This window comes from Burkholderia sp. Bp8986 (genome assembly GCF_003854225.1).
Taxonomy (GTDB): domain Bacteria; phylum Pseudomonadota; class Gammaproteobacteria; order Burkholderiales; family Burkholderiaceae; genus Burkholderia.
In genome coordinates this window covers 37190-63004 of sequence record NZ_QTQM01000046.1, presented here as the reverse complement: position 1 = coordinate 63004, position 25815 = coordinate 37190, and the positions used below count along the sequence as shown (strand labels likewise).

Below are 25815 nucleotides of genomic sequence, written 5' to 3'. Positions count from 1 at the left end.
CGCCGCGCACGCCCGCCCGCCCGATGACGGGCGCCGGCGCCGCCGGCCAGGCGCCGGACGCCGCACGACGCCGCCCCGCGCCGCCGGCCCCCGCACGCGCGCCGCTCTACGCGTGGGTGCAACAGCCCGCGGAGCCGATCACGCCGGCACCGAGCGTTCACGACACGCTGCGCTCGATCGAAGCCAGTACCGCGCAGTGGGCGACGCTGGACGGTGTGCGGCAGGCCGACGCGTCGTCGGCGCCGGCCGCCGCGGCGACCGTGGCCGGCGCGGTTGCAGCGGCGGGCAGCGTCGCCGCGCCGGCGTCGGCGTCGGCGTCGACGGCCGTACCGGCCGCGGTCGTTCCGGACGCGCGCCAGGCCGCGCCCCAGGACGCAGGGCGTCCGGATGCGCACGAAGCGGCGCCGGCGTCCGACGACGCACCGATCGTGCTGGATGCATTCATGCCGGCGGAGCCGAGCATGCGCGTGCCTGCTGTCGATACGGATGGCGTGGCATTCGACGAGGCCGTGACGCCATCCGACGACGCACCGATCGTGCTGGATGCGTTCATGCCGGCCGAGCCGGGCGTGCGCGTGCCCGCTGTCGATACGGGTACTCCGGCGTTCGACGAGGCCGTGCGGCATGCCATGCCGGATCCCGGCGTCGAAACCGATGCGCCGACGCGTCACGCGGACCGCGAGCATCGGCATGGCGCCGATGCACCAGCCGCGCCGGCATTCGATGCCCCGATCGACTTTGCGCCTTGGGAAGACATCGTCAGCCCGCCGGTTTCCAGGCTCGGCGCGCCGCATGAAAGCCCGATTGCCGCACCACCGTCGGACGCGGATGAGTCGGTGGCCGCGAGCGCAGCGGTCGGTACGCCTTCGGCCGCTGTCACGTCGACCGTGAGCGCCACGGGCCGCACCGTCGATGCGAAGGATGCGGCAACGGCCGCCGGAATTGCCGGCCAGGTCCAATCGCAAGCTACGGCGCTTGCCGATACCGCCGTATCGGTCGTCGCGAAAGAACACGCGCACGCGACGCAGGATGTCGTGAAGCCGGTCCAGCCGGTCACGCCGCCTCCCCTCTCCGCTTCGTCGATCGCGGCAACGCCGACGCAGCCGCGTGCCGATGCAGTGCCCGTCGCAGCAGCGACGACGGCAGCCTCGGCCGCGTCGAACACGGCACCGGCCGGCGCCGTGACGGGAACGGTCTGGCACGCGGCAGCAAAGCACGGTAGCGAAACCGCTCCGTTGCCTGCAGGCATGCAACGCGCCACGCCACCGGCACCGGCGGCACCGGCCACCGCGGTCATGGAACCTGCGTCCCTCGACGCCGCGCCCTCCTCCGCATCATGGTCGAAGCCTTTGTCCGCTGAGCCCTTCGCTGGTGCGCAGACGACCTCGGCAGCTGACGCGTCGTCGCCCGTCGGCAGCGCATCCGGTTCTGCCGCGCCGGTGCCCGCGAACACGCCGAACAGCACACCTGTCGCCGCAGCGCCTGCGTTTGCCGGCATGACAACGGCACAACCTTTTGCGGCCGCGCCAAACGCAGCGGCTGCGGCTTCCGCCCTGACGTCTGCGGCGAGCGCTTCCGGCCCGGCCACCGCGCAGCCTCTCGCATCCGCGCCGACCGTGGCAGCCGCCACGGCGCCTGCATCGACCGGCACGTCCTTCAGCGCAACCGGATCGCAACCTGCGCAACGCACGCCGGTGTCGCCTGCCGCCGCGTCTTTCGCCTCGTCGGGCAGCGCATTGGCCGCAACGTCGACCGCATCGGCGACGCCTTCGGCAGCATCGACCACCCGCATGCCTGACGGTTCGGGATTCGGTGTGCCGGCCGCAACGACCGAAGCAGCGCAGACGACAACCGGCGCCGCGCCTGTCGCCGCCGCCATCGCCCCGACACCGTCTTCCGGCGCACTCGCCCCGACGAACACGGTCGCCGTTGCCGCGCCCGCCGCGTTCGGCGCCACACCTGCCGCGACAAATGGCGCGCCGGCCTCCTTCGCCGCTGCCCCGGCCGCGACGGCACCGGCCGCGTCGCCGACTTCCGCGCCCCCGTCGGTCTCGGCATTGCCGACCTACTCCGCGCCGGGCGGATCCGTCGACACGGCGACACCGGCGCAATCCATCGCGTCCGCACCGCAGCCGCAGGCCCCGTCGTTCACCACCCTGCCGGCTCCCGCCGCTGCGCCGGCGAGTTGGTCGATGTCCGACATCGGCACGACGCCCGCGACAACCGGCATCACGATCCCGGCCGCCACGACCGTGCCGCTTCCGACCGCAACGCCTCCCGCGGCCACCGTGCCGCCGGCACCGGCGGAATCGGGCGCCCCGGCCGCCGACGCATTGGCGGCGCCCGCGCGCCAGCCGCGCCCGAACGCGTTCGAATTCCACGCACCCGCGTCGTTCAACGTGGAGCTGCCGACGCTCGACCTGCTCGAGCCCGCGTCCGACGACGTCGAAACGATCACCGAGGAACACCTCGCGCAGACGGCCCAGGTCATCGAGCAGCGCCTGCAGGAGTTCAAGGTGCCGGTGACGGTGGTCGGCGCATCGGCCGGCCCGGTGATCACGCGCTTCGAGATCGAACCCGCGCTCGGCGTGCGCGGCAGCCAGATCGTCGGCCTGATGAAGGACCTGTCGCGCGGCCTCGGCCTCACGTCGATCCGCGTCGTCGAGACGATTCCCGGCAAGACCTGCATGGGCCTCGAGCTGCCGAACGCGAAACGCCAGATGATCCGCCTGTCGGAAATCCTCGAGTCGCGCCAGTACCAGCATTCGGCGTCGCAGCTGACGATCGCGATGGGCAAGGACATCACCGGCCACCCGGTCGTCACCGATCTCGCGAAAGCGCCGCACATGCTGGTCGCCGGCACGACGGGTTCGGGCAAGTCGGTCGCGATCAACGCGATGATCCTGTCGCTGCTGTACAAGGCGACGCCCGAGGACGTGCGGCTGATCATGATCGACCCGAAGATGCTCGAGCTGTCGGTCTACGAAGGCATCCCGCACCTGCTCGCGCCGGTCGTCACCGACATGAAGCTCGCGGCGAACGCACTGAACTGGTGCGTCGGCGAAATGGAGAAGCGCTACCGGCTGATGTCGGCCGTCGGCGTGCGTAATCTCGCGGGCTTCAACCAGAAGATCCGCGACGCGGAGGCGAAGGAAAAGAAGATCGGCAACCCGTTCTCGCTGACGCCCGACGATCCCGAGCCGCTGTCGAAGCTGCCGCTGATCGTCGTCGTGATCGACGAGCTGGCCGACCTGATGATGGTCGCCGGCAAGAAGATCGAGGAGTTGATCGCCCGTCTCGCGCAAAAGGCGCGCGCGGCCGGCATCCACCTGATCCTCGCGACCCAGCGCCCGTCCGTCGACGTGATCACCGGCCTCATCAAGGCGAACATCCCGACGCGCGTCGCGTTCCAGGTGTCGTCGAAGATCGACTCGCGCACGATCCTCGACCAGATGGGTGCCGAATCGCTGCTCGGCCAGGGCGACATGCTGTTCCTGCCGCCGGGCACGGGCTACCCGCAGCGCGTGCACGGCGCGTTCGTCGCGGACGAGGAAGTGCACCGGATCGTCGAATACCTGAAGCAGTTCGGCGAGCCGCAGTACGAGGAAGGAATTCTCGACGGCCCGGCCGCCGACGGTGCGACGCAGGACCTGTTCGGCGAAGCGCCGGATGCGGAAGCCGATCCGCTGTACGACGAAGCGGTCGCGTTCGTCGTGCGCACGCGGCGCGCGTCGATCTCGTCGGTGCAGCGCCAGTTGCGCATCGGCTACAACCGCGCCGCGCGCCTCGTCGAGCAGATGGAGGCGGCCGGACTGGTGTCGCCGATGGGCATCAACGGCAGCCGCGAGGTGCTCGTGCCGGCGGCGGCCGACTGAGCATGGCGGCCGCACGGCCGCCGACGATCGATCCGGGCGCCCCGCGCAAGCGGCCGCCCGGACGAACAAGGGCGCTGCCTCGGCAGCGCCCTTTTTTGATGGACGGCGATTTACAGCGCCGCCGGCACCAGCTTGAAGTCGACCGGGCTGCCGACCACGACCTTCTGCGGATTCGCGCCGAGCTGCCCCGTTTGGACGTCGCGGCTGAACACGTAGAACGTGTCGCTGTCCTGGTTGCCGACGATCAGCCACTTGCCGGTCGGGTCGATCAGGAATTCACGCGGCGTCCTGCCGAGGCTCGACTGGCGCCCGACGGTCTTCAGCCGGCCGTCGGCCTGGTTCACCGCGTAGATCACGATTTCGTTCACGTCGCCGCGATTGCTCGCGTACAGGAAGCGGCCGTCCGGCGACAGGTGGAGCGCGCCGCCGCCGACCTTGCCCTTGAAGCCCGGCACCGTCATCGGCAGCGTCTCGACCGGCGTCAGCTTGCCATCGCGGTAGCCGAACACCTCGACCGACGCGTTGAGTTCGCTCGTCACGTACGCGAACCGGCCGTCGGCGCCGAATACCATGTGACGCGGGCCGGAGCCGGCCTTCACCGGCGTGTAGCGCGTGTCGGTCGGGCTGATCAGCCCGCGGCTGCCGTCCACCGTGTAGCGGTAGCCGTAGAGCTTGTCCGCGCCGAGGTCCTGCACGAACAGGTAGCGGCCGTCGGGGGAGAACACTGTCGAGTGCACGTGCGCGCCATCCTGGCGCCCCTTCACGGGCCCCGTGCCCTCGTGATGCACCGTCAGCACGGCCGGGCCGGCCGCGCCGCCGTCGCGGATCGGGAACACGGCGAAGCTGCCGCCCGGATCGGCCGCGACCGAGTAATTGGCCGTGACGAGGTACTTGCCGTCCGGCGAGAGCGCGAGATAGCAAGGATCGTTCCCTTCCGACGACACGCGGTCGATGAACGTGAGCGCCCCCGTCTTCGGATCGAAGCCGAACGCGCTGATGCCGCCGCGCTGCGCGGCCGGCCCGTTGTCGCCGGGCAGTTCGTTGACCGCGTAGACGGTGCGACCGTCGCGGCTCGGCAACAGGTAGGACGGGTTCACGGTCTTCGCCGACGACACGGGCGCGATGCTGCCCGTTTTCGTATCGAAGCGGTACACGTAGATCCCGTCGCTGCCGTGCCCCGTATAGGTGCCGACGAGCAGGTTGTAGACGCCGTCGGCCGGTGCCGGCGATTGTTGTGCGAAGGCGTGGGTCGCGGACAAGGAAAGCACGAGCGCGAAACCTTTCATCCAGTGAGCGAACCTAAGCGGGAACCCTCGTGTCGAAGCGCGCGCGTCACGCTCGCGTAAACGGTTGGGCATTGAATCCTCCTTGCATCGAGTCGCTTCAAGTGTTGAGATAGGACGAAACGCCGGCCGTTCATGCGCTCCGCCGCCCGGGCGAGTATACGGGGCGCGACGCCGGCGCGTGAAGCCCGGGCGCCGCAGCCCTGCATCGTGAACTCGAATATCCAAGGACCGCTTGCCCATGCCCGCCCTGATCGAAGACTACGCCCTCGTCGGCGACGGCCACACTGCCGCGCTGATCTCGAAAGACGGCTCCGTCGACTGGCTGTGCTGGCCCCGCTTCGATTCGGGCGCCTGTTTCGCGGCGCTGGTCGGCACGCCCGAGCACGGCCGCTGGCTGCTCGCGCCGGCCGCCGACGCCGCGATCACGCACACGACGCGCCGCTATCGCGGCGACACGCTGATCCTCGAAACCGACTACGAAAGCGCCGACGGCGCGGTCACCGTGATCGACTTCATGCCGCCCGGCAACGGCTGGTCCGAACTGGTGCGGATCGTCGTCGGCCGCCACGGCACGATGAAGATGCGCATGGAACTGGTGTTGCGCTTCGACTACGGTTTCTCGATCCCGTGGGTCACGCAGCTGACGCGCGAGGACGGCATGAAGGCGATCGCCGGCCCCGATACCGTCGTGCTGCGCACGCCGGTGCCGCTCACCGGCAAGAACCTCCATACGCTCGCGGAATTCACGGTGAGCGCCGACGAACGTGTGCCGTTTTCGCTCAGCTATGCGGCGTCGCACCTGCGGCTGCCGCCCGCGCGCGATCCGCTGTCGATGCTCGCGCGCACCGAGAACTACTGGCTCGAATGGTCGGGCCGCTGCCAGGTGCAGGGCCGCTACGCGGCCGCCGTGCGCCGTTCGCTGATCACGCTGAAGGCGCTCGCGTACGAGCCGACCGGCGGCATCGTCGCGGCGCCGACCACGTCGCTGCCCGAGAAGATCGGCGGCAACCGCAACTGGGACTACCGCTACTGCTGGCTGCGCGACGCGACGATCACGCTGCTCGCGCTGATGCGCGGCGGCTATTACGACGAGGCGCGCGCGTGGCGCACGTGGCTCGGCCGCGTGATGGCCGGCTCGCCCGAGCAGATCCAGATCATGTACGGGATCGCGGGCGAGCGCCGGCTGCCGGAAATGGAGCTCGACTGGCTGCCCGGCTACCAGGATTCGAAACCGGTGCGCGTCGGCAACGGCGCCGCGAACCAGCTCCAGCTCGACGTGTTCGGCGAAGTGATGGCCGCGCTGCACCTCGCGCGCGTGGGCGGCCTGCAGGCCGACGACACGGTGTGGTCCGTCCAGTGCTCGCTGCTCGACCATCTCGAGAAGATCTGGCGGGAACCCGACGAGGGCATCTGGGAGACGCGCGGCGGCCGCCGCCACTTCACGTTCTCGAAGGTGATGGCGTGGGTCGCGTTCGACCGCGCGATCAAGTCGGCGGAGATGTTCCGGCTGCCCGCGTCGCTCGACCGCTGGCGCGCGCTGCGCGACCGGATCCACGCGGACGTGTGCGACAACGCATGGCATGAAGGCAAACAGGCGTTTGCCCAGAGCTACGGCAGCGACGAGCTCGACGCGAGCGTGCTGCTGCTGCCGCTGCTCGGCTTCCTGCCGCCGGAAGACCCGCGCATCGTCGGCACGGTCGACGCGATCGAGCGGGAATTGCTGCACGACGGCCTCGTGATGCGCTACCGCACGACCGAGTACGACGACGGCCTGCCGCCGGGCGAAGGCACGTTCCTCGCGTGCAGCTTCTGGCTGGTCGACAACTACGCGCTGCTCGGCCGGATCGACGACGCGCACCGGCTGTTCAGCCGGCTGCTCGCGCTGTCGAACGACCTCGGGCTGCTCGCCGAGGAATACGATCCGGTCGATGGCCGGCTCGTCGGCAATTTCCCGCAGGCGTTCTCGCACGTGGCGCTCGTGCATACCGCGATGAACCTGATGCACCACGAAGAAGCGATGGCGCGCGCGGCCGGCCAGCCGGCGCCGGCCGTGGCGACGGGGCGCTGACCGGGGGTGGAGCGGCTTCTTCAGAGATCGTCAATTCGCAAACGTTTGATGAAAAATCGGAAAAATGTTGCATTGCAACATTGATCGTTGTCCGATATGATCGACTCGATTGTCCGGCCGCACTGCAACATGGCCGGTCGCTGACCCACACGGCACGCCGCGACGCCACACGCCCCTGCGCACCGTCCCCCAAGCGGGAGTAGTCTGCATGCTTTACCAACTGCACGAATTCCAGCGGGCGATGCTGAGCCCGCTCACGGCCTGGGCCCAGGCCGCCTCCAAGTCGTTCGCCAATCCGTCCAGCCCGTTCTCGCTGATGCCCGGCGCGCCGCGGATGGCCGCCGCGTACGAACTGATGTACCGGCTCGGCAAGGATTACGAGAAGCCCGAATTCAACATTCACCAGATCGTCAAGGACGGCCACAACATCCCGATCGTCGAGCAGACGATCATCGAGAAGCCGTTTTGCCGGCTGCTGCGTTTCAAGCGCTATTCGGACGACGCCGATGCCGTCACGCAGCTGAAGGACGAGCCGGTCGTGCTGGTCTGCGCGCCGCTGTCGGGCCACCACTCGACGCTGCTGCGCGACACCGTGCGCACGCTGCTGCAGGATCACAAGGTGTACATCACCGACTGGATCGATGCGCGGATGGTGCCGGTTGAGGTCGGCCCGTTCCACCTGCACGACTACATCGCGTACATCCAGGAATTCATCCGCCACATCGGCGCGCGCAACCTGCACGTGATCTCCGTGTGCCAGCCGACCGTGCCGGTGCTCGCGGCAATCTCGCTGATGGCGAGCCGCGGCGAGGACACGCCGCTCACGATGACGATGATGGGCGGCCCGATCGACGCGCGCCGCAGCCCGACGTCGGTGAATTCGCTGGCTACGCAACACTCGACCGCGTGGTTCGAGAACAACGTGATCCACACGGTGCCCGCGAACTATCCGGGCGAAGGCCGCCACGTGTATCCGGGCTTCCTGCAGCACACGGGCTTCGTCGCGATGAACCCGGAACGTCACGCGCAATCGCACTGGGACTTCTACCAGAGCCTGCTGCGCGGCGACGAGGACGACGCCGAGGCGCACCGCCGCTTCTACGACGAGTACAACGCGGTGCTCGACATGGCGGCCGAGTACTACCTCGAGACGATCCGCGTCGTGTTCCAGGAATTCCGGCTCGCGGAAGGCACGTGGGATGTCGAAGGCGAGCGCGTGCGTCCGCAGGACATCAAGCACACCGCGCTGATGACGATCGAGGGTGAACTCGACGACATCTCGGGCAGCGGCCAGACGCACGTCGCGCACGAGCTGTGCACGGGCATCCCGCAGGACGACCGCCGCAGCCTGACCGCCGAGAAGTGCGGTCACTACGGGATCTTCTCGGGCCGCCGCTGGCGCACGATCATCTATCCGCAGTTGCGCGACTTCATCCGCGAGCATGCGCCGGAACCGAAGAACGGCACGACGAAGTTGCCTCCCGATGCACAGGACGCGACCACGATCGGCGCCGTGCCGGCCGCCACGCCGCAGCCTGAAACGACGGCGCGCGCCACCGCCGCGAAGCGCACTCGCCCGAAAGCGCCGGCCGTGACGGTCGCACCCGCCAGGACGGCCGTCGCGAAGGCCGCACCTGCCGCGAAACGCGCAGGCAGCACGCGCGCCAAGCCCGCGCGGGCGCGCAAGGCCGCCTGACGCACCGCGTCCCGACGCAAAAACGCCGCCGGTGCTTGCGCACGGCGGCGTTTTTTTTATTCGGCGGTCGCGCTCGCGGCGACTCATCGATTCATCGACGCGTCGGTTCATCGGCGCGTCGGTTCGACGGTTCGTCGACTCAGCGCCGCAGCAGATACGCGAGCAGCAACTCGGTGTTCATCCTGACCATCTCCGCGCGCTCGTCGGCTTCGCTGAAGTCGCGGCCGAGCGTCGCGGCGAGCGTGAAGCGGTTCGACACGATGTAATAGCCGAGCCCCGACAGCGTCACGTAGAAGCGCAGCGGATCGACGTCGCTGCGGAACAGCCCGGCTTTCTGGCCGCGCATCAGCACGTTGCCGAGCTTCGCGACGATCGGCGACATCATCTCGCGGATCCGCGTCGACTTGTGCAGGTAGCGCGCTTCGTGCAGGTTCTCGTTGTTGATGAGCCGCAGCAGCTCGGGATGATCGCGGTAGTAGTCCCACACGAAATGCGCAAGCCGCGTGACGGCCTCGACGGGCGCCACGCCATCCAGATCGAGCACGCGCTCGGCCTCGGTCAGCGCGGAGAACGCGTGTTCGAGCACGGCCGTAAACAGCTGCTCCTTGCTGCCGAAGTAGTAATAGAGCATGCGCTCGTTGGTCTCGGCCCGGCGCGCGATCTGGTCGACGCGTGCGCCGAACAGCCCTCCACCCGCGAACTCTTCGGCTGCCGCCATCAGGATGCGGCGGCGTGTACCTTCAGGATCTCTTTTGATTTTTGGCTGATTCATGGTGGCGTTTTGCTATGTGAGCCGCGTGATCCTGATCCGGACCGGCACCCCCACCGCCTCGGCGCCGGCTGCCCTGGAACGAGCGCGCCGCATGCGGCCGCCCTCCTGCTGAGCCCCTGCAAAAAAGCGGTTCGATTATGCGCACAGACAGCGTCCAGCGCAATGCGGGAAATCGGCGATAATCAAGGTTTGGCAAACCTTTCCGGCCGCGCCAGACGCGGCCGAGAGCCATTCGGCGCTGCTGCGCCCGTTGTCACCGTGACCGATTCCAAGACCCTCGCGGATCGCATCGAAGATCTGCTTCCCCAGACACAATGCACGAAGTGCGGCTATAACGGCTGCCGTCCGTACGCCGAAGCGATCGCCGCCGGCGACGCGAACTACAACCAGTGCCCGCCCGGCGGCGCCGAAGGCATCGCACGCCTCGCGCGCCTGCTCGGCAAGCCCGTGATCCCGCTGAATCCCGTCAACGGCGCCGAGCATCCGCGCGCCGTCGCGTTCATCGACGAAAGCCTGTGCATCGGCTGCACACTGTGCATGCAGGCGTGCCCGGTCGACGCGATCATCGGCGCACCGAAACAGATGCACACGATCGTCGAATCGCTGTGCACGGGCTGCGACCTGTGCGTACCGCCCTGCCCGGTCGACTGCATCGCGATGGTCCCCGTGACCGACGAGCGCACCGGCTGGGACGCGTGGTCGCAGGAACAGGCGGACGCCGCGCGCGAGCGCCACGACCGCCGGCTCGCGCGCCAGCGTCGCGAACGCGAGGCCGCCGAGGCGCGCGCCGCCGCCCGCCGCGCGGCCAGCGCCGGCGCGGCCAAGGCTGCGCCGGCCGCGGAACAGCCGGGCGCACCGGGCGCTGCCCCGGCCGACGACGCCGACGCGAAGAAGCGCGCGATCATCGCCGCCGCGCTCGAACGCGCACGCAAGAAGAAGGAAGAACTGTCCGGGCAAGGCGCCGGGCCGAAGAACACCGAAGGCGTGAGCGCGGCCGTGCAGGCGCAGATCGATGCGGCCGAAGCCCGCCGCAAGCGGCTCGCCGAACAGCAGGCGCAGCGCGACGCCGAGGCCGCCGGCGACACCCGCGACGATCCGAATCACGACGACCGGAACGGCCCGTCCGCGCCGCCCGACAAGAACCGTCCATGAACGCCACGAAACGACGCGCGATCTACGAAACGCTGCAAAGCCTCAATCCGCATCCGACCACCGAGCTCGAATACACGACGCCGTTCGAGTTGCTGATCGCGGTGATGCTGTCCGCGCAGGCGACCGACGTGTCGGTCAACAAGGCGATGCGCAAGATGTTCCCGGTCGCGAACACCCCGCGACAAATCGTCGCGCTCGGTGAAGAAGGCGTCGCCGACTACATCAAGACGATCGGCCTGTACCGCACCAAGGCGAAGAACGTGATCGCGACGTGCAACATCCTGCTCGAGCGCTACGACGGCGAGGTGCCGGCCGATCGCGAAGCGCTCGAGAGCCTGCCGGGCGTCGGCCGCAAGACCGCGAACGTCGTGCTGAACACTGCGTTCGGCCAGCCGACGATCGCGGTCGACACGCACATCTTCCGCGTCGCGAACCGCACGGGGCTCGCGCCGGGCAAGGACGTGCGGGCCGTGGAGGCCGCGCTCGAGAAGTTCACGCCGAAGGAATTCCTGCAGGACGCGCATCACTGGCTGATCCTGCACGGACGCTATGTGTGCAAGGCGCGCAAGCCCGAATGCTGGCACTGCGTGATCGAGCCGCTGTGCGAATTCCGGCCGAAGACGCCGCCGCCGAACGAGTGAGCGTCAGCCGCGGCTGACGCACTGCACGCGGCCGCTCGTGCCTCTCGTGCCGAGGGCAGCGCACGGCACGACCAGCGGACGCCATTGCGGCGCCCGCGGCTTGTCCCTGCCCCTGCTATGCGTTGGACGTCGCCGTCGCGTCGTCGGCCGCCGCGCCGCCCGCGCGCACGAGCGCGAGCACGGCCGCGAGGATCGCGACGCCGCCGATCCACTGCAACGGCGACAGCGCCTCGCCGAACAGCAGCGCCGCGAGCGCGACCGTCACGACCGGCTCGAGCGTCGACAGCATCGACGTGCGCGCGGCCCCCAGCCGCTCGAGCCCGGCGAAGAACGCGAGCATCGCGGCGACCGTCGACACCAAGGCGATCGCAAGCATCGACGCCCAGCCGGCAGCCGTCGCCGGCCAGCGCGGCGGCGCGCCGAACGCCGCGGTCCGCACGATCGCGATCGCGACGAGCGTCGCGGTCGCCGACAGGCAGATGACGGCGGTCGTCGCGAGCGGATCGACGCCGCGCGTCGCCTTCGTGCCGCCGACGATGTACAGCGAATAGATCACCGCGGCGGCCAGCGCGAGCGCGATGCCGAGCGGCTCGCCGTGGCCGCCGCCGACCATCAGCGCGGAGCCCGCGACGCAGAGCACGAGCGCGACCGCCTTCGCGCGCGTGAGGCGCTCGCCGAGCCACCATGCGGCCAGCAGCGTGACAAAGGCCGGATACAGGTACAGCAGCAATGCGACGAGGCTCGCCTGCGCATGCTGGAGCGCACTGAAATAGCAGAACGACTGCCCGACGTAGCCGAGCGCCCCCATCGCCACGAGCGGCGCGAGCGTGCGGCCGCGCGGCCATGCGACGCGGCGGTGCCGCGCGATCGCGGCAAGGATCGCACCGCCGATCGCGAAGCGCACGATCAGCAGCCCGAGCACGTCGACGCCGGCCGCATATGCATAGCGGCCGAAGATCGCCATCGCGCCGAAGGCGGCGGCGGACAGCGCGACATAGAGCGCGCCCTGTAGCGCGGCGGACGATGAGCGGACGGTGGCGGACATGATGGAGCGGTGCGAGCGCGACGACGGGAATCGTCGGAGTGTAGCGGCGCGGCGGCCGGCAGCCTAGCCCGCGCTTACCCGTTGCGCGGCGGCCGGCGCCGCGCCGGCCCGCACCTATCGGCCCGATGCCCGATGCCCGATGCCCGGATCTCCCGATCTCCCGATATGCCTGATGTGCCCGATGCATCCGCTGCGCGCCGCAAGCGCCCCGCCGGCCCCACCCGCCGCCAGCGCCGCGCGCCGACCCGGCGTACAATGCGCGACGCGGCATGACGCCGCCCGAATCACGACGTTTCCCCACCATGTTCAATCCGAGTCGCGACGAAGTCCGTCGCTTTTTCACCGAGACCTGGCGCAAGCAGCGCGCCGGCGAGATCCTGACGCCGCTGGAAGCGATAGCAGCCGACTGGATCGTCGAGCATCCGGAATACCACGACGACCTCGCGGACGCCGACGGCGCCGCCGCGCGCAACTACACGCCCGAGGAAGGCCGCACGAACCCGTTCCTGCATCTGTCGATGCACCTCGCGATCAGCGAGCAGCTGTCGATCGACCAGCCGCCCGGCATTCGCGCCGCGCACGACAAGCTGGCCGCGAAGCTCGACTCGACCCACGAGGCGCAGCACATGATCATGGAGTGCCTCGGCGAGACGATCTGGGAAGCGCAGCGCACCGGCACGCCGCCCGATACGGACGCGTACCTGCAGCGCATCCTGCGCCGCGCGTCGCGCGACTGAGCGCCGCGGACAAAAAAATACCCCGCCGCCGCGGGGTATTCCGGCTGCACGGACCGGCAAGGTCCGGCGCGCTTACTTCTTGAAGACGAGATCCGTCTCTTTCAGCGACTCGATGTAGGCCGCGATGTCCTTCATGTCGCTGACCGACAGGTTCTGCACCTGCGCCTGCATGATCGCGTTGTTGCGACCGAGCAGCGGGTTCGTCAGCCCCATCTGGTACTGGCGCATCGCCCACACGAGGTAGTCGGCGTGCTGGCCCGCGAGGCGCGGATATTCTGCGTTGATCGGCTTGTTCAGCTGCGCGCCGTGGCAGGCCGCGCAGTTGTGCGACTCGACCAGCTCCTTGCCCTTCGTGATGTCCGCCGCATGCGCGGTACCGATCGCGAGGCCGGCCGCCAGTGCAACCGCCGCCGTCTTGAATGCGTTGTTCATGAATGCTCCTGTCCCGCCGGTCAGATCGGCGGCGCGCGCTTTACTTGTAGGGATTGTCCTTCGTGTCGGCCTTCTGGACGGCGTAGTAAGCCGCCAGATCCGCGATGTCCTGGTCCGTCAGCGAACCGGCGATCGCGTTCATCGACGGGAAGTGACGATCTTTCTTGCGGTAGGCCTTCAGCGCGTTCTCGAGGTATTGCTGGTTCTGGCCGCCGAGGACGGGCACCCGGTAGACCTCCGGATACGCCGCGCGGTAATCCTGGATGCCGTGGCAACCGATACACATGGCGGCCTTGCTTGCCCCGTCCTTCGGGTTGCCGACCACACCGGCCGCCTGCGCGCTGCCCGCGAGCGCCACGAGCGCTGCGACAACGACGTGTTTGCCGACGAATTTGTTCATAGCTCTTGTAACCTAGCTTGAGGGGAAACTGGCGCCGAAGCGGCAACGGCCCGCGCCGTTTTGCTTGTCGGTCGCCACGCAGGCCAAAAAAAACGGCCAGATTGTACCGCGTCGGCGGGGAATGCGTCCATACGGCGCCCCGGTCCGCCCCGCCGCAGCCCCGCCGCAGCCCCGCAACGATACGCGGCCCCGGCCCAACCGGACAGCCCTTCTGACTTATACTGGGTTTTTTTGCGACCAGGAAAGAGCGCCGCCATGCGTTTCGAAGGATCCTCGCACTACGTCGCCACCGACGACCTGAAGCTCGCGGTCAATGCCGCGCTGACGCTGCAGCGCCCGCTGCTGATCAAGGGCGAGCCCGGCACCGGCAAGACCATGCTCGCCGAGGAAGTGGCGGCCGCGCTCGACATGCCGCTGCTGCAGTGGCACATCAAGTCGACGACGAAGGCGCAGCAGGGCCTGTACGAATACGACGCCGTGTCGCGGCTGCGAGACTCGCAGCTCGGCGACGCGCGCGTGAAGGACATCGCGAACTACATCGTGAAGGGCGTGCTGTGGCAGGCGTTCGACGCCGAGCACCCGAGCGTGCTGCTGATCGACGAGATCGACAAGGCCGACATCGAATTCCCGAACGACCTGCTGCGCGAGCTCGACCGGATGGAATTCCACGTGTACGAGACGCGCGAGACCGTGCGCGCGAAGCACCGCCCGCTCGTGATCATCACGTCGAACAACGAGAAGGAGCTGCCCGACGCATTCCTGCGCCGCTGCTTCTTCCACTACATCCAGTTTCCCGATCCGTCGACGATGCAGCAGATCGTCGCGGTCCACTTCCCTGACATCCGCGAGGAACTGCTGCGCGCGGCGCTCGAGAGCTTCTTCGAGCTGCGCGCCGTGTCGGGGCTGAAGAAGAAGCCGTCGACGTCCGAGCTGCTCGACTGGCTGAAGCTGCTGCTCGCCGAGAACATCCCGGCCGACGCGCTGCGCGGCGTCGACGCGAAGCAGATCGTGCCGCCGCTCGCGGGCGCGCTGCTGAAGAACGAGCAGGATCTGAGCCTGCTCGAGCGGCTCGTCTACATGAACCGGCACAACCGGTAACCCACCCGCGAAGGCCCGGCCATGCTGCTCAATTTCTTCTACGCGCTGCGCGCAGCCAAGCTGCCCGTCTCGGTGAAGGAATACCTGACGCTGCTCGAATCGCTGAAGGCCGGGCTGATCTCGCCGTCGATCGACGCGTTCTACTTCCTCGCGCGGATGACGCTCGTCAAGGACGAGCAGTACTTCGACAAGTTCGACCAGGCGTTCGGCGCGTATTTCCACGGCGTGTCCGCCCTGCCTTCCGAGGCGTTCGACGTTCCGCTCGACTGGCTCGAGAAACGCCTCCAGCGCGAGCTGTCGCCGGAGGACAAGGCGCAGATCGAAGCGATGGGCGGCCTCGACAAGCTGATGGAGCGCCTGAAGGAACTGCTCGACGAGCAGAAGGAACGCCACGAAGGCGGCAACAAGTGGATCGGCACCGGCGGCACGTCGCCGTTCGGGCACGGCGGCTACAACCCCGAAGGCATGCGCATCGGCGGCCCGTCGAACGGCAACCGCACCGCGGTCAAGGTGTGGGAAGCGCGCGCCTATCGCGACTACGACGATTCCGTCGAGATCGGCACGCGCAACATCAAGGTCGCGCTGCGGCGCCTGCGCCGCTTCGCGCGCGAAGGCGCGGCCGAGGAGCTCGACCTGCCCGGCACGATCCGCAGCACGGCCGCGAACGCCGGCTGGCTCGACCTGCGGATGGTGCCCGAGCGCCACAACAACGTGAAGGTGCTGATGCTGCTCGACGTCGGCGGCTCGATGGACGACCACATCAAGCGCACCGAGGAGCTGTTCTCGGCCGCGAAGGCCGAGTTCAAGCACCTGGAGTTCTACTACTTCCACAACTGCGTGTACGACCACCTGTGGAAGAACAACCGCCGCCGCCACGCGGAGCGCACCGCGACGTGGGACGTGCTGCACAAGTTCACGCCCGACTACAAGCTGATCTTCGTCGGCGACGCGACGATGAGCCCGTACGAGGTGCTGCAGCCCGGCGGCTCGGTCGAATACAACAATCCGGAAGCCGGCGCCGTCTGGCTGCGCCGCCTCGCCGACCAGTTCCCCCACCATGCATGGCTGAACCCGGAGCCCGAGCGGCTATGGGAATACCGGCAATCGGTCTCGATCATTCGCGACGTGCTCGGTCAGCGCATGTACCCGCTCACGCTCGCGGGCCTCGAAACCGCGATGCGCGCACTCAGCAAGTAACGAACCCACCCTGCAGACACGAAGGCCGCGTCCAGGCGGCCTCCCCCGGAGATAGCATGAACCCTTCGCCCACCGCGAGCGCTGGCCGCGCCGGCGGCCGCCGCTTTTTCACCGATACGTCCGTCTCGGCGCTCGTCGCCGGCTTCGTCGCGATGATGACGGGCTACACGAGCTCGCTCGTGCTGATGTTCCAGGCCGGCCGCGCCGCGCACCTGACCGACGCGCAGATCTCGTCGTGGATCTGGGCGCTGTCGATCGGCATGGCGCTGACGACGATCGGCCTGTCGCTGCGCTTTCGCGCGCCCGTCGTGGTCGCGTGGTCGACGCCCGGCGCCGCGCTGCTGATCGCGTCGCTGCCCGGCGTACCGTATCCCGAAGCCATCGGCGCGTTCGTCGTGTGCGCACTGCTGCTGACCGCGGTCGGCCTGAGCGGGCTGTTCGACACGCTGATGCGGCGCATTCCGGCCGGCATCGCTGCCGCCCTGCTCGCGGGCATCCTGTTCGAGATCGGCATCGAGATCTTCCGCGCCGCGCAGTTCCAGACCGCGCTCGTGCTCGCGATGTTCTTCACCTACCTGATCGTCAAGCGGCTCGCGCCGCGCTACGCGATCGTCACGACGCTGCTCGTCGGCACCGTGGCGGCCGGCGGCCTCGGGCTGCTCGACTTCAGCCGCTTCCACATCGCGCTCGCGCAACCCGTGTTCACGATGCCCGCGTTCTCGATCGCGTCGATCGTCAGCATCGGCATTCCGCTGTTCGTCGTCGCGATGGCGTCGCAGAACGTGCCGGGCATCGCGGTGCTGCGCGCGGACGGCTATTCGACCCCGTCGTCGCCGCTGATCGCGTCCACCGGCCTCGCGTCGCTGCTGCTCGCGCCGTTCGGCTCGCACGGCGTGAACCTCGCGGCGATCACCGCGGCGATCTGCACGGGCCCCGAAGCGCACGAGGATCACGCGAAGCGCTACACGGCCGCCGTGTGGTGCGGCACGTTCTACCTGATCGCCGGGATCTTCGGCGCGACGATCGCCGCGCTGTTCGCGGCACTGCCGAAGGCGCTCGTCGTGTCGGTCGCCGCGCTCGCGCTGTTCGGCTCGATCATGAGCGGGCTCGCGAACGCGATGCAGGACGTGAAGCAGCGCGAAGCCGCGCTCGTCACGTTCATGGTCACCGCGTCGGGTCTGACGCTGTTGTCGATCGGCTCGGCGTTCTGGGGCCTCGTCGCGGGGATCGTCACGCAGGTGATCCTGAACGCGCGTCGCCCCGCGTGATGCGGCGCGACGCCCGCCACGGCAGGCGCCGGACCCGCCAAAACGTGCCCGACACGAATCGGGCCTAAAATGATGGATCGAAGGCGGCGCCCGGCGCCGCCTCGCTTCGCCGCCGCGCTCGCGCGGCCCGTGAGAACCCGGCGCGCCGCGCCCTTCTTCCGAATCGCCATGACTACCGCACTCGACCAGCTGAAGCAGTACACGACCGTCGTCGCCGACACGGGCGATTTCCAGCAGCTTGCGCAATACAAGCCGCAGGATGCGACCACGAACCCGTCGCTGATCCTGAAGGCCGTCCAGAAGGACGCGTACAAGCCGATCCTCGAGAAAACCGTCCGCGATCATCGCAACGAAAGCACCGATTTCATCATCGACCGCCTGCTGATCGCATTCGGCACCGAGATCCTGAAGCTGATTCCGGGCCGCGTGTCGACCGAGGTCGATGCGCGCCTGTCGTTCGACACGCAGCGCTCGATCGACAAGGGTCGCGAACTCATCGCACTGTACGAGGCCGCCGGCGTCGGCCGCGAGCGCATCCTGATCAAGCTCGCGTCGACGTGGGAAGGCATTCGCGCGGCCGAGGTGCTGCAGAAGGAAGGGATCAAGTGCAACATGACCCTGCTTTTCTCGCTCGTGCAGGCCGCCGCGTGCGCGGAAGCCGGCGCGCAACTGATCTCGCCGTTCGTCGGCCGCATCTACGACTGGTACAAGAAGCAGGCCGGCGCCGACTGGGATGAAGCGAAGAACGGCGGTGCGAACGATCCGGGCGTGCAGTCGGTGCGCCGCATCTACACCTACTACAAGACGTTCGGCTACAACACCGAAGTGATGGGCGCGAGCTTCCGCACGACGAGCCAGATCACCGAGCTCGCGGGCTGCGACCTGCTGACGATCAGCCCCGATTTGCTGCAGAAGCTGCACGACAGCACCGAAACGGTGGCGCGCAAGCTGTCGCCGGACGCACTGCAGGACAAGCCGACCGAGCGCGTCGCGATCGACGAGGCGTCGTTCCGCTTCCAGCTGAACGACGAAGCGATGGCGACCGAAAAGCTGTCCGAAGGCATCCGCGTGTTCGCCGCCGATGCGGTGAAGCTCGAAAAGCTGATCGACGGGCTGCGCTGAACCACGCCGCACCTGACGTGACGGCCGGCAGTTGAACTGTCAGCAACCCTGACAACAGCCGTCAGCAGCGTGACGAACGGCCGCGAACCGCGTGTTCGCGGCCGTTTTTATTTTTCATTCCATCGTCAGACGCGCGCACTACAATCCACGTCACGAGTGCGCCGGCCGCATCCCGGCGTGCTCTTTCCGGTCAATCTTGGAAGTACCCGCGCCGGCACCGACACGCCGGCCCGGTCAACAGGAGACAACGATGCAAGTCCAACCGTATCTGACGTTCTACGGCCGCGCGGAAGAGGCCCTTCAGTTCTACGAAAAGGCGCTCGGCGCGAAGACGATGTTCAAGATGCGCTTCAAGGATGCGCCGCCGAATCCCGAACACGCGATCACGCCCGAGATGGCCGACAAGGTGATGCATGCGAGCTTCACGATCGGCGACTCGATGATCATGTGCTCGGACGGCGACTGCAGCCAGCCGGCCGGCGCCGCGCATGCCGGCTATTCGCTGTCGCTGAACCCGGCGACGGTCGAGGAAGGCCAGAAGTTGTTCAATGCGCTCGCCGACGGCGGCGAAGTGACGATGCCGTTCGGCAAGACGTTCTGGGCGCTCGGCTTCGGGATGGCGAAGGACCGTTTCGGCGTGCACTGGATGGTCAACGTCGAAGACCTGTCGCAACGCGAGGATCTCGTGAAACGCGCGCAGGGCTGACACCCGCGAAAACGCCCGCCACTTCGCAGTGACGGGCGTCGTTGCCGCTGCGCGATGCGCGGCCCGCGACACGCGGCCGCGCCGCCCGCATCAACCCTCGACGACGTCGAGATAGTCCTCCGGCCGCGTGCGATCCTCCGCATGCGCCATGCCCATCGCGCGCACCAGCACGCTCACCGCCACCGCCACCACCAGGTTCACGACCAGCGACCACACGGCCGCGTAGCCGGGAATCGCGAGGCCGAACAGGTGGATCGTGAAGATCGAGCTCGCGAGCTTCAGCGACACCGCCATCCACGTGCCGCACACGATGCCTGCCGCCCAGCCGGCCAGCAGGCCGCGATGGTCGAGCAGCCGCGTGTAAAGGCCGAGCACGATCGCGGGCAGCGTCTGGATGATCCAGATCCCGCCGAGCAGCTGCAGCTGGATCGCATAGGTGAGCGGCAGCCCGAGGATGAACGCGACCGCGCCGACCTTCACGATCAGCGACGTGAGCTTCGCGACGTGCGTCTCCTGGTCGTGCGTCATGTCGCGGTTGATGAACTCGCGGTGGATGTTGCGCGTATAGAGGTTCGCGGCCGCGATCGACATGATCGCCGCCGGCACCAGCGCGCCGATGCCGATCGCCGCGAACGCGACGCCGACGAACCACGACGGGAAATACTCGAGGAACAGCGCGGGCACCGCGAAGTTCGGGCCGAACGCCTTGAAGTACGGCGCGTACTGCGGCATGTCCTTCACGCCCGCTGCAAGCGCCATGTAGCCGAGCAGCGCGAGCAGGCCGAGCACGAACGAGTACGCGGGCAGCATCGCCATGTTGCGGCGGATCGAGTTGCCGGACGACGACGACAGGATCGCCGTGACCGAGTGCGGATACAGGAACAGCGCGAGCGCCGAGCCGATCGCGAGCGTCACGTACGCGCTGTAGCCGTTCAGGCTCGCCGCGTCCGGCGCCTTCAGCAGCAGCTTCGCGGGCGGCACGCTCGCGAAGATGTGGCCGAAGCCGCCGAGCTTCGCCGGGATCACGATGACCGCCGCGGCGATCGTGATGTAGATCAGGATGTCCTTCACGATCGCGATCATCGCGGGCGCGCGCAGCCCCGACGTGTACGTGTACGCGGCGAGGATCGCGAACGCGATGATCAGCGGCAGGTCGCCGACGAAGCCCGTCGTGTCGAAGCCGAGCGCGCCGATCACGACTTCGATGCCGACGAGCTGCAGCGCGATGTAGGGCATCGTCGCGAGGATGCCCGTCACCGCGATCGCGAGCGCGAGCATCCGGCTGCCGTAGCGTGCGTTCACGAAGTCGGCGGCCGTCACGTAGCCGTGACGCTTCGCGATGCTCCACAGCTTCGGGAACACGACGAACGCGAACGGGTAGATCAGGATCGTGTACGGCAGCGCGAAGAAGCCCATCGCGCCGGCGCCGAACACGAGCGCGGGCACCGCGACGAACGTATAGGCCGTGTAGAGGTCGCCGCCGAGCAGGAACCACGTGACGATCGTGCCGAAGCGGCGGCCGCCGAGGCCCCATTCGTCGAGATGGGCGAGATCGCCGCGCCGCCAGTTGGCGGCCAGGAAACCGATGATCGTGACACCGATGAACAGGAGCACGAAAACGAAGGTCGCGCCGAGATTCATCGCGCACCTCCCTGCGGGCCGCTCGCCTTCCACGCGTTCTTGGTCTTGAAATAGACGAACGCGGTAATCACCGCGCTAATGAAGACCCAAAGGAGCTGGTACCAGTAGAAGAACGGAAATCCGAACCATTGCGGTTCGATCTTGCTGTACGACGGTACCCACACCATCGCGATCAGCGGTAGTACCAGCAGCCAGAGCCAGCGCTTGGCGGCCCGATTGGCGTCGGCATCGTGAGCCATGACGTCTCCTCATCTTTCCCGGTTATCGATCTTGTCAAGCGGGTGCGGCGGCGAGAGGAGCGGCAAAACGGGTAAGCTGCGGCTCCCCTGGCTTCGCGCCAGTATAGGAGCCGCGAACGCGCGGTCAAGCGGGGGCGAACCCGAGGTGATCCGCCCCCAGTCATGCGGTTGCACCGGCATGCGGCCGGCGCATGAGCGTCAGATCGCGAACGAGGATTCGCGTGCGCCGATCGTTTCTTTCAAAGCTTTCACCCACTTGCGCGCGGGCAGCTTCAGCGTGTCCTCGATCAGTTTCGCGCGGGCTTCCAGCTGCGCGAACGACACGTCGAGCGCGGGGCCCGAGAACGCGATCGCGATCCGGTTGCCGTCGTGCACTTCGGGCAGCGCGATCACGCGATGGTCGAACGCCGCGTTCAGGTGCTTCATGTTGCGCACGAAGCTCGGATGGTCGCCGAACAGGTTGATCGTCGCGATGCCCGCGTCGGCGAGGCAGCCGCGCACCGCGCGGTAGAACGCGACGCTGTCGAGCACCGGGCCGCGTGCGGTCGCGTCGTACAGGTCGATCTGCAGTGCGCCCGTCGTGCCGCGGTTGGCCGGATCGTTGACGAAGTCCCACGCGTCGGCTTCGTGCACGACGAGGCGTGCGTCGTCGGGCGGCAGCGCGAACATCGTGCGTGCGGCGACGATCACGGCCGGGTTCAGTTCGACGGCCTCGACCTTCGCGTGCGGCAGGAAGCGGTGCGAGAACTTCGTCAGCGCGCCGGTGCCGAGCCCGAGCTGGACGATCCGCTCGGGCGTTTCGAGGAACAGCAGCCACGCCATCATCTGCTGCGCGTATTCGAGCTCGATGGCGAGCGGCTTCGAAATCCGCATCGCGCCCTGCACCCATTCGGTACCGAAGTGCAGGAAGCGCACGCCGCGCTCTTCCGAGAACGTGACGGGCGCGAAGCGCGGCTTGCGCGGTGCGTCGAGGACGGGCACGTCGTCGTGTTCGTCGATCTCCGGGCGGCGCTTCACGCGCGGCGGCTGGAGCAGTTCGGAGCCGTTGTAGGCGGACGGCTTGCGTTTTTTGAACGCGCGCGCCTCGGCGGACGCGCGCTTGATCAGTCGGGTCATGATTGAATCTCGCTGGGTGACGCTGGATGAGCGGACGAGAGGATAGCATTGGTGGCGGTGGGAACCGTACCGAACGCCTGGTGATGCACGACTTCGACTTCACCGCGCCGTTGGCGCTACGCCGCGTTCATTGATCGACGGAAGACGCATGACCTCGAACGGCAAGAAGATCTGGTTTCCCGCGAAGCGCTACGGCTGGGGATGGGGTTTGCCTGTCGCGTGGCAAGGTTGGGTCGTGCTGCTGCTGTTCGCGACCGGGATCATCGCGAGCGCGTGGCTGGTGCCGCCGCACCAATCGCCGATCGCATACGGTGCCTGCATCGTGGTACTGGTCGCGCTGCTGACTGCCGTTTGCTGGCTCAAGGGCGAGAAGCCCGGGTGGCGATGGGGCAAGGACGATTGATCGTCCGGCGCGACACGCACGCACGTACGATCGCCGTTCTTCGGCAACGAACAACCCGCTTCCCGCCGTCATCGCCCCAAATCGATCGCCCTTGTCGAACGGCTGAATTGCCCGGCCTCCCCGCGACGCAAAGATGTGAAGGAACGGCCATCGGCCGGAAGATCACGCGCGCGCTCGCCTTCGTCAACACGCACCGCGGTGCCGCCGGCATCGCCCGTCGGCGTTCACCTCCAGCCTGCCCCACCCTCACACCGCATGCGAACGGTCGCACCGGGTTCCTGCGCGCACCTTGAAAATATACCCAAATAGGGATAAATTCATCGATGGATCCGTACATCAAACCGCTGTACTGGCTCGGTTCGGCGCGCAAGGACCTCAAAGCGATGCCCGAAGCCGTGCAGGACACGTTCGGTTATGCGCTCTATCTCGCGCAGACCGGACGCAAGCACGAGCAGGCGAAACCGTTGCGAGGGTTCGGATCGGCCGGCGTGCTCGAGATCGTGGAATCGGAAGACAACGACACGTACCGCGCCGTCTACACGGTGAAGCTCGGGAGCAGCGTCTACGTGCTGCACTGCTTCCAGAAGAAATCATCGTGCGGCATCGCGACGCCGAAGCCGGATGGCGATCTCGTCCGCGCACGCCCGAAAGCAGCCGAAGCACACGCACAAGGAGCAAGACGATGATCGAAATCGAACCGGGCAGCGGGAACGTCTACGCTGATCTGGGCATGCGCGATGCCGACGAAATGCGCGTGAAGGCTCAACTCGCCGCCAAGATCGCGGAGATCATCAAGGCACGCAAATGGACGCAGCAGCAGGCGGCCCGGTTGCTCGGCATGACGCAGCCGAAGCTGTCGAACATGCTGCGCGGGCAGTTTCGCGGCGTGAGCGAAACGAAGATGCTCGAATGTCTGGCGAAGCTCGGACGCGACGTGCAGATCGTCGTCGGGCCTGACCGTCAGTCCGAAGTCGAAGGGCACATCGAAGTCGTATTCGCCGCCTGACGGCACCGTCGTGCCGATGTTCCGGATTGCAGGGCGAGCAACGCGATCGCGTACTGCCGCGTCGCGACGCTCCTCTCCTGGCATCCTTGGTATGTCGATCGGGAGGATCGATGGATCGCCGCCATTTCCTCAAGTCGTCGACCTTTTTCACGGTTGCGGCAGCCACCGGTACGCTCGTCGTTCCGCTGTCGGCCCGATCTGCCGGCACCGCGCGCAAAGGCCGGTATCGGTTCCCGCAAGGCGTCGCCAGCGGTGATCCGCGCGATCGCTCCGTCGTGTTCTGGACGCGCTGCGTGCCCGTCGCCGAGAACGCGCGGCACCGCGCGAAAGGCGTCGCGCACACGATCCCGTTACGACTCGAAGTATCGACGCGGCCGGATTTCTCGACGCTCGTCGCCAGCGTCTCGTTGGGAGCACGCGCCACCTATGACTTCACCGTGCGCGCGAAGGTAACGCAGCTCGCACCGAATCTCACGTACCACTACCGGTTCGTCGCCGGCGGCGACGTGAGTGCCACCGGCGTCGCGCGCACGGCTCCGGATGCCGACGAGGCCAACCACCGCGTTCGCTTCGCATGGCTCACCTGCCAGGACTGGAGCATCAATCACTGGCAAGCCATGAGCCTGCTGGCAGCCGAAAGCGATCTCGATTTCGTCGTGCATGTGGGCGATTACATCTATGAGACGGTTGGGACCTCGAGACCCGGCACGGTCGAGGCGGCGCACCCGCCGCTGCGCCTGCCTGACGGAAAGCCTCTCGCCGATGGCCGCGTGTATGCCGATACGCTCGAAGACTATCGGACGCTCTATCGCACTTATCGTACCGACGCGCGCTTGCAGACGCTGCACCAGCGCCTGCCGATGATCGCGATATGGGACGACCACGAATTTTCCGACGACTGCTGGCAGGATCACCAGGTCTACACCAACGAGGAAAGGCAGGAGACGCAGCGCCGCCGCAACGCCAGTCGCGCGTGGGCGGAGTACATGCCGGTGGACTGGAGCGACGTGCGCTTCGAACCGGACAATCCGTCGTACACCAACATTCGTATCTATCGCGAATTTCGCTTCGGCACGCTGATGCATCTCGTGATGACGGACGAGCGGCTGTATCGCGACGACCATGTCGTCAGCGAGGCGTCTGTCGCGCGTACACGCGGGCACGACCCGGTCAACGGCGACGACGCAGCCGGCTCGCGCTACTTCGTCAACCAGGGTGTGCTGCAGCGCCTGGAGGCGCAGGCTGCCGCGCAGCTTGGTCGCGCGCCGTCGATGCTCGGCCCGGAGCAGACGCAATGGTGGAAGGCCACGATGAAAGGTTCGCCCGCGACCTGGAAGGTGTGGGGCAACGAGGTGATGTTGAATCGCCTGTGGGCCGTGATGCCAGGCGCGCCGCAGACACCGGCAGCACGCCTCGTGGTCGATTGCGACGCATGGGACGGCTATCCGGCGCACAAACGCGAGCTGCTCTCATACCTGAACGAGCAGGGAATCCGCAACGTCGTCGCGATCAGCGGGGACCTGCATGCGTTTCAGTGCGGCGTCGTGCGGGACGACCCCGACCCTGCAAAAGGCACGCCCGTGGCAGTCGACTTCGTCTGCGCAGGCATCAGCAGCGCGTCCTTCTATTCCTACCTGAAAGCCGCATGGAGCGGCACGCCGTTTGCATCGCTGGCCTCCACCCCGGCCAAACTCGACACCTTCCTGACGACGAACAACCCCGATCTGCGCCACGCCGACCACGACGCACAGGGCTATGCGTCAGCCACCGTCACGCCGGAGCTTTTTTGCGTGGTGTTCAACAAAGTAAGGCCGCTGAACCCGGACGGCACCTCGCCCGCGGAGGCCCTGCTCGACCGCACGCTGCTGACCGTGCCCAAGGATTCGGTCGAGGTGCGCGTCGAGCGCTTCTAGGT

The 25815-nt window shown here is 67.7% G+C and carries 23 protein-coding genes; 15 read left to right on the top strand and 8 right to left on the bottom strand.

Features of this window, described 5'->3' with window-relative positions; genetic code table 11:
* Positions 1–3875 (top strand): DNA translocase FtsK (locus DID99_RS30130; protein ID WP_124668141.1); only part of this gene is annotated, 3875 nt, incomplete at its 5' end.
* A 110-nt stretch (positions 3876–3985) separates the two neighbouring features.
* On the opposite strand, the gene DID99_RS30125 is transcribed toward DID99_RS30130, so the two are convergent.
* Positions 3986–5233: a lactonase family protein gene (locus DID99_RS30125; protein ID WP_124521605.1), complete on the bottom strand. Its 1248-nt coding sequence runs from the start codon at positions 5231–5233 to the stop codon at positions 3986–3988.
* A 166-nt stretch (positions 5234–5399) separates the two neighbouring features.
* On the opposite strand from DID99_RS30125, the gene DID99_RS30115 reads away from it, so the two are divergent.
* Both DID99_RS30115 and DID99_RS30105 read left to right on the top strand, forming a co-directional pair.
* Entirely contained in the window at positions 5400–7229 is a 1830-nt protein-coding gene (locus DID99_RS30115) for a glycoside hydrolase family 15 protein (RefSeq protein WP_044849192.1), read from the top strand.
* 208 nt (positions 7230–7437) lie between these two features.
* The gene (locus tag DID99_RS30105) at positions 7438–8925 is read left to right on the top strand and encodes a polyhydroxyalkanoate depolymerase (RefSeq protein ID WP_124571307.1); all 1488 of its coding nucleotides are present in this window, start codon (positions 7438–7440) and stop codon (positions 8923–8925) included.
* 139 nt (positions 8926–9064) lie between these two features.
* On the opposite strand, the gene DID99_RS30100 is transcribed toward DID99_RS30105, so the two are convergent.
* Positions 9065–9697 (bottom strand): TetR family transcriptional regulator, encoded by a 633-nt coding sequence (locus tag DID99_RS30100; protein WP_044849194.1) that lies wholly within the window; start codon positions 9695–9697, stop codon positions 9065–9067.
* A 162-nt stretch (positions 9698–9859) separates the two neighbouring features.
* Between DID99_RS30100 and rsxB the strand changes: the two genes are divergently transcribed.
* Complete coding sequence (rsxB, locus tag DID99_RS30095; RefSeq protein ID WP_124668140.1) at positions 9860–10849, top strand: electron transport complex subunit RsxB; 990 nt, start codon at positions 9860–9862, stop codon at positions 10847–10849.
* Entirely contained in the window at positions 10846–11490 is a 645-nt protein-coding gene (gene nth, locus DID99_RS30090) for an endonuclease III (RefSeq protein ID WP_124487190.1), read from the top strand. Before rsxB ends, nth begins: the two co-directional genes overlap by 4 nt.
* 115 nt (positions 11491–11605) lie before the next feature.
* Here the strand turns inward: nth and DID99_RS30085 are convergent, their stop codons facing one another.
* On the bottom strand, positions 11606–12535 hold the full coding sequence (locus DID99_RS30085; protein ID WP_124487189.1) for a DMT family transporter: 930 nt from the start codon (positions 12533–12535) through the stop codon (positions 11606–11608).
* Between the two features lie 269 nt (positions 12536–12804).
* Here DID99_RS30085 and DID99_RS30080 point away from each other — a divergent pair, with 269 nt between their 5' ends.
* On the top strand, positions 12805–13272 hold the full coding sequence (locus DID99_RS30080) for a DUF1841 family protein (RefSeq protein WP_409362713.1): 468 nt from the start codon (positions 12805–12807) through the stop codon (positions 13270–13272).
* 72 nt (positions 13273–13344) lie between these two features.
* Here the strand turns inward: DID99_RS30080 and DID99_RS30075 are convergent, their stop codons facing one another.
* Both DID99_RS30075 and DID99_RS30070 read right to left on the bottom strand, forming a co-directional pair.
* Complete coding sequence (locus DID99_RS30075) at positions 13345–13704, bottom strand: cytochrome c (protein WP_044846444.1); 360 nt, start codon at positions 13702–13704, stop codon at positions 13345–13347.
* A gap of 40 nt (positions 13705–13744) precedes the next feature.
* Positions 13745–14104, bottom strand: a complete 360-nt coding sequence (locus DID99_RS30070) for a c-type cytochrome (RefSeq protein WP_011352793.1) — start codon at positions 14102–14104, stop codon at positions 13745–13747.
* Between the two features lie 255 nt (positions 14105–14359).
* Here DID99_RS30070 and DID99_RS30065 point away from each other — a divergent pair, with 255 nt between their 5' ends.
* From DID99_RS30065 to DID99_RS30045, 5 genes are all read left to right on the top strand, one after another.
* Complete coding sequence (locus tag DID99_RS30065) at positions 14360–15202, top strand: MoxR family ATPase (protein WP_124487188.1); 843 nt, start codon at positions 14360–14362, stop codon at positions 15200–15202.
* A gap of 21 nt (positions 15203–15223) precedes the next feature.
* Complete coding sequence (locus DID99_RS30060) at positions 15224–16399, top strand: VWA domain-containing protein (RefSeq protein WP_124668138.1); 1176 nt, start codon at positions 15224–15226, stop codon at positions 16397–16399.
* 56 nt (positions 16400–16455) lie between these two features.
* On the top strand, positions 16456–17667 hold the full coding sequence (locus tag DID99_RS30055) for a benzoate/H(+) symporter BenE family transporter (protein WP_044846441.1): 1212 nt from the start codon (positions 16456–16458) through the stop codon (positions 17665–17667).
* A gap of 168 nt (positions 17668–17835) precedes the next feature.
* Positions 17836–18789: a transaldolase gene (gene tal, locus DID99_RS30050; RefSeq protein WP_044846440.1), complete on the top strand. Its 954-nt coding sequence runs from the start codon at positions 17836–17838 to the stop codon at positions 18787–18789.
* Positions 18790–19039: 250 nt separating this feature from the next.
* Positions 19040–19495 carry a VOC family protein gene (locus DID99_RS30045; RefSeq protein WP_124487186.1) on the top strand — a complete coding sequence of 152 codons (456 nt, stop codon included), beginning with the start codon at positions 19040–19042 and terminating at the stop codon, positions 19493–19495.
* A 90-nt stretch (positions 19496–19585) separates the two neighbouring features.
* Here DID99_RS30045 and mctP read toward each other — a convergent pair whose 3' ends face one another.
* The 3 genes from mctP to DID99_RS30030 form a co-directional block, all read right to left on the bottom strand.
* Positions 19586–21136 carry a monocarboxylate uptake permease MctP gene (gene mctP / locus DID99_RS30040; protein ID WP_044846438.1) on the bottom strand — a complete coding sequence of 517 codons (1551 nt, stop codon included), beginning with the start codon at positions 21134–21136 and terminating at the stop codon, positions 19586–19588.
* A complete protein-coding gene (locus tag DID99_RS30035; RefSeq protein WP_011657556.1) occupies positions 21133–21375 on the bottom strand; it encodes a DUF3311 domain-containing protein in 243 nt (80 codons plus the stop codon). Before DID99_RS30035 ends, mctP begins: the two co-directional genes overlap by 4 nt.
* 198 nt (positions 21376–21573) lie before the next feature.
* Positions 21574–22491 carry a spermidine synthase gene (locus tag DID99_RS30030; protein WP_124668137.1) on the bottom strand — a complete coding sequence of 306 codons (918 nt, stop codon included), beginning with the start codon at positions 22489–22491 and terminating at the stop codon, positions 21574–21576.
* A 148-nt stretch (positions 22492–22639) separates the two neighbouring features.
* Between DID99_RS30030 and DID99_RS30025 the strand changes: the two genes are divergently transcribed.
* The 4 genes from DID99_RS30025 (at position 22640) to DID99_RS30010 (ending at position 25813) form a co-directional block, all read left to right on the top strand.
* On the top strand, positions 22640–22894 hold the full coding sequence (locus DID99_RS30025) for a hypothetical protein (protein WP_044846436.1): 255 nt from the start codon (positions 22640–22642) through the stop codon (positions 22892–22894).
* A gap of 323 nt (positions 22895–23217) precedes the next feature.
* The gene (locus tag DID99_RS30020) at positions 23218–23580 is read left to right on the top strand and encodes a type II toxin-antitoxin system RelE/ParE family toxin (protein WP_185733842.1); all 363 of its coding nucleotides are present in this window, start codon (positions 23218–23220) and stop codon (positions 23578–23580) included.
* Positions 23577–23900: a helix-turn-helix domain-containing protein gene (locus DID99_RS30015; protein WP_039319579.1), complete on the top strand. Its 324-nt coding sequence runs from the start codon at positions 23577–23579 to the stop codon at positions 23898–23900. The genes DID99_RS30020 and DID99_RS30015 overlap by 4 nt, the downstream gene beginning before the upstream one ends.
* Positions 23901–24010: 110 nt before the next feature.
* Positions 24011–25813, top strand: a complete 1803-nt coding sequence (locus DID99_RS30010) for an alkaline phosphatase (RefSeq protein WP_124668135.1) — start codon at positions 24011–24013, stop codon at positions 25811–25813.
* The last annotated feature ends 2 nt before the right edge of the window (positions 25814–25815 follow it).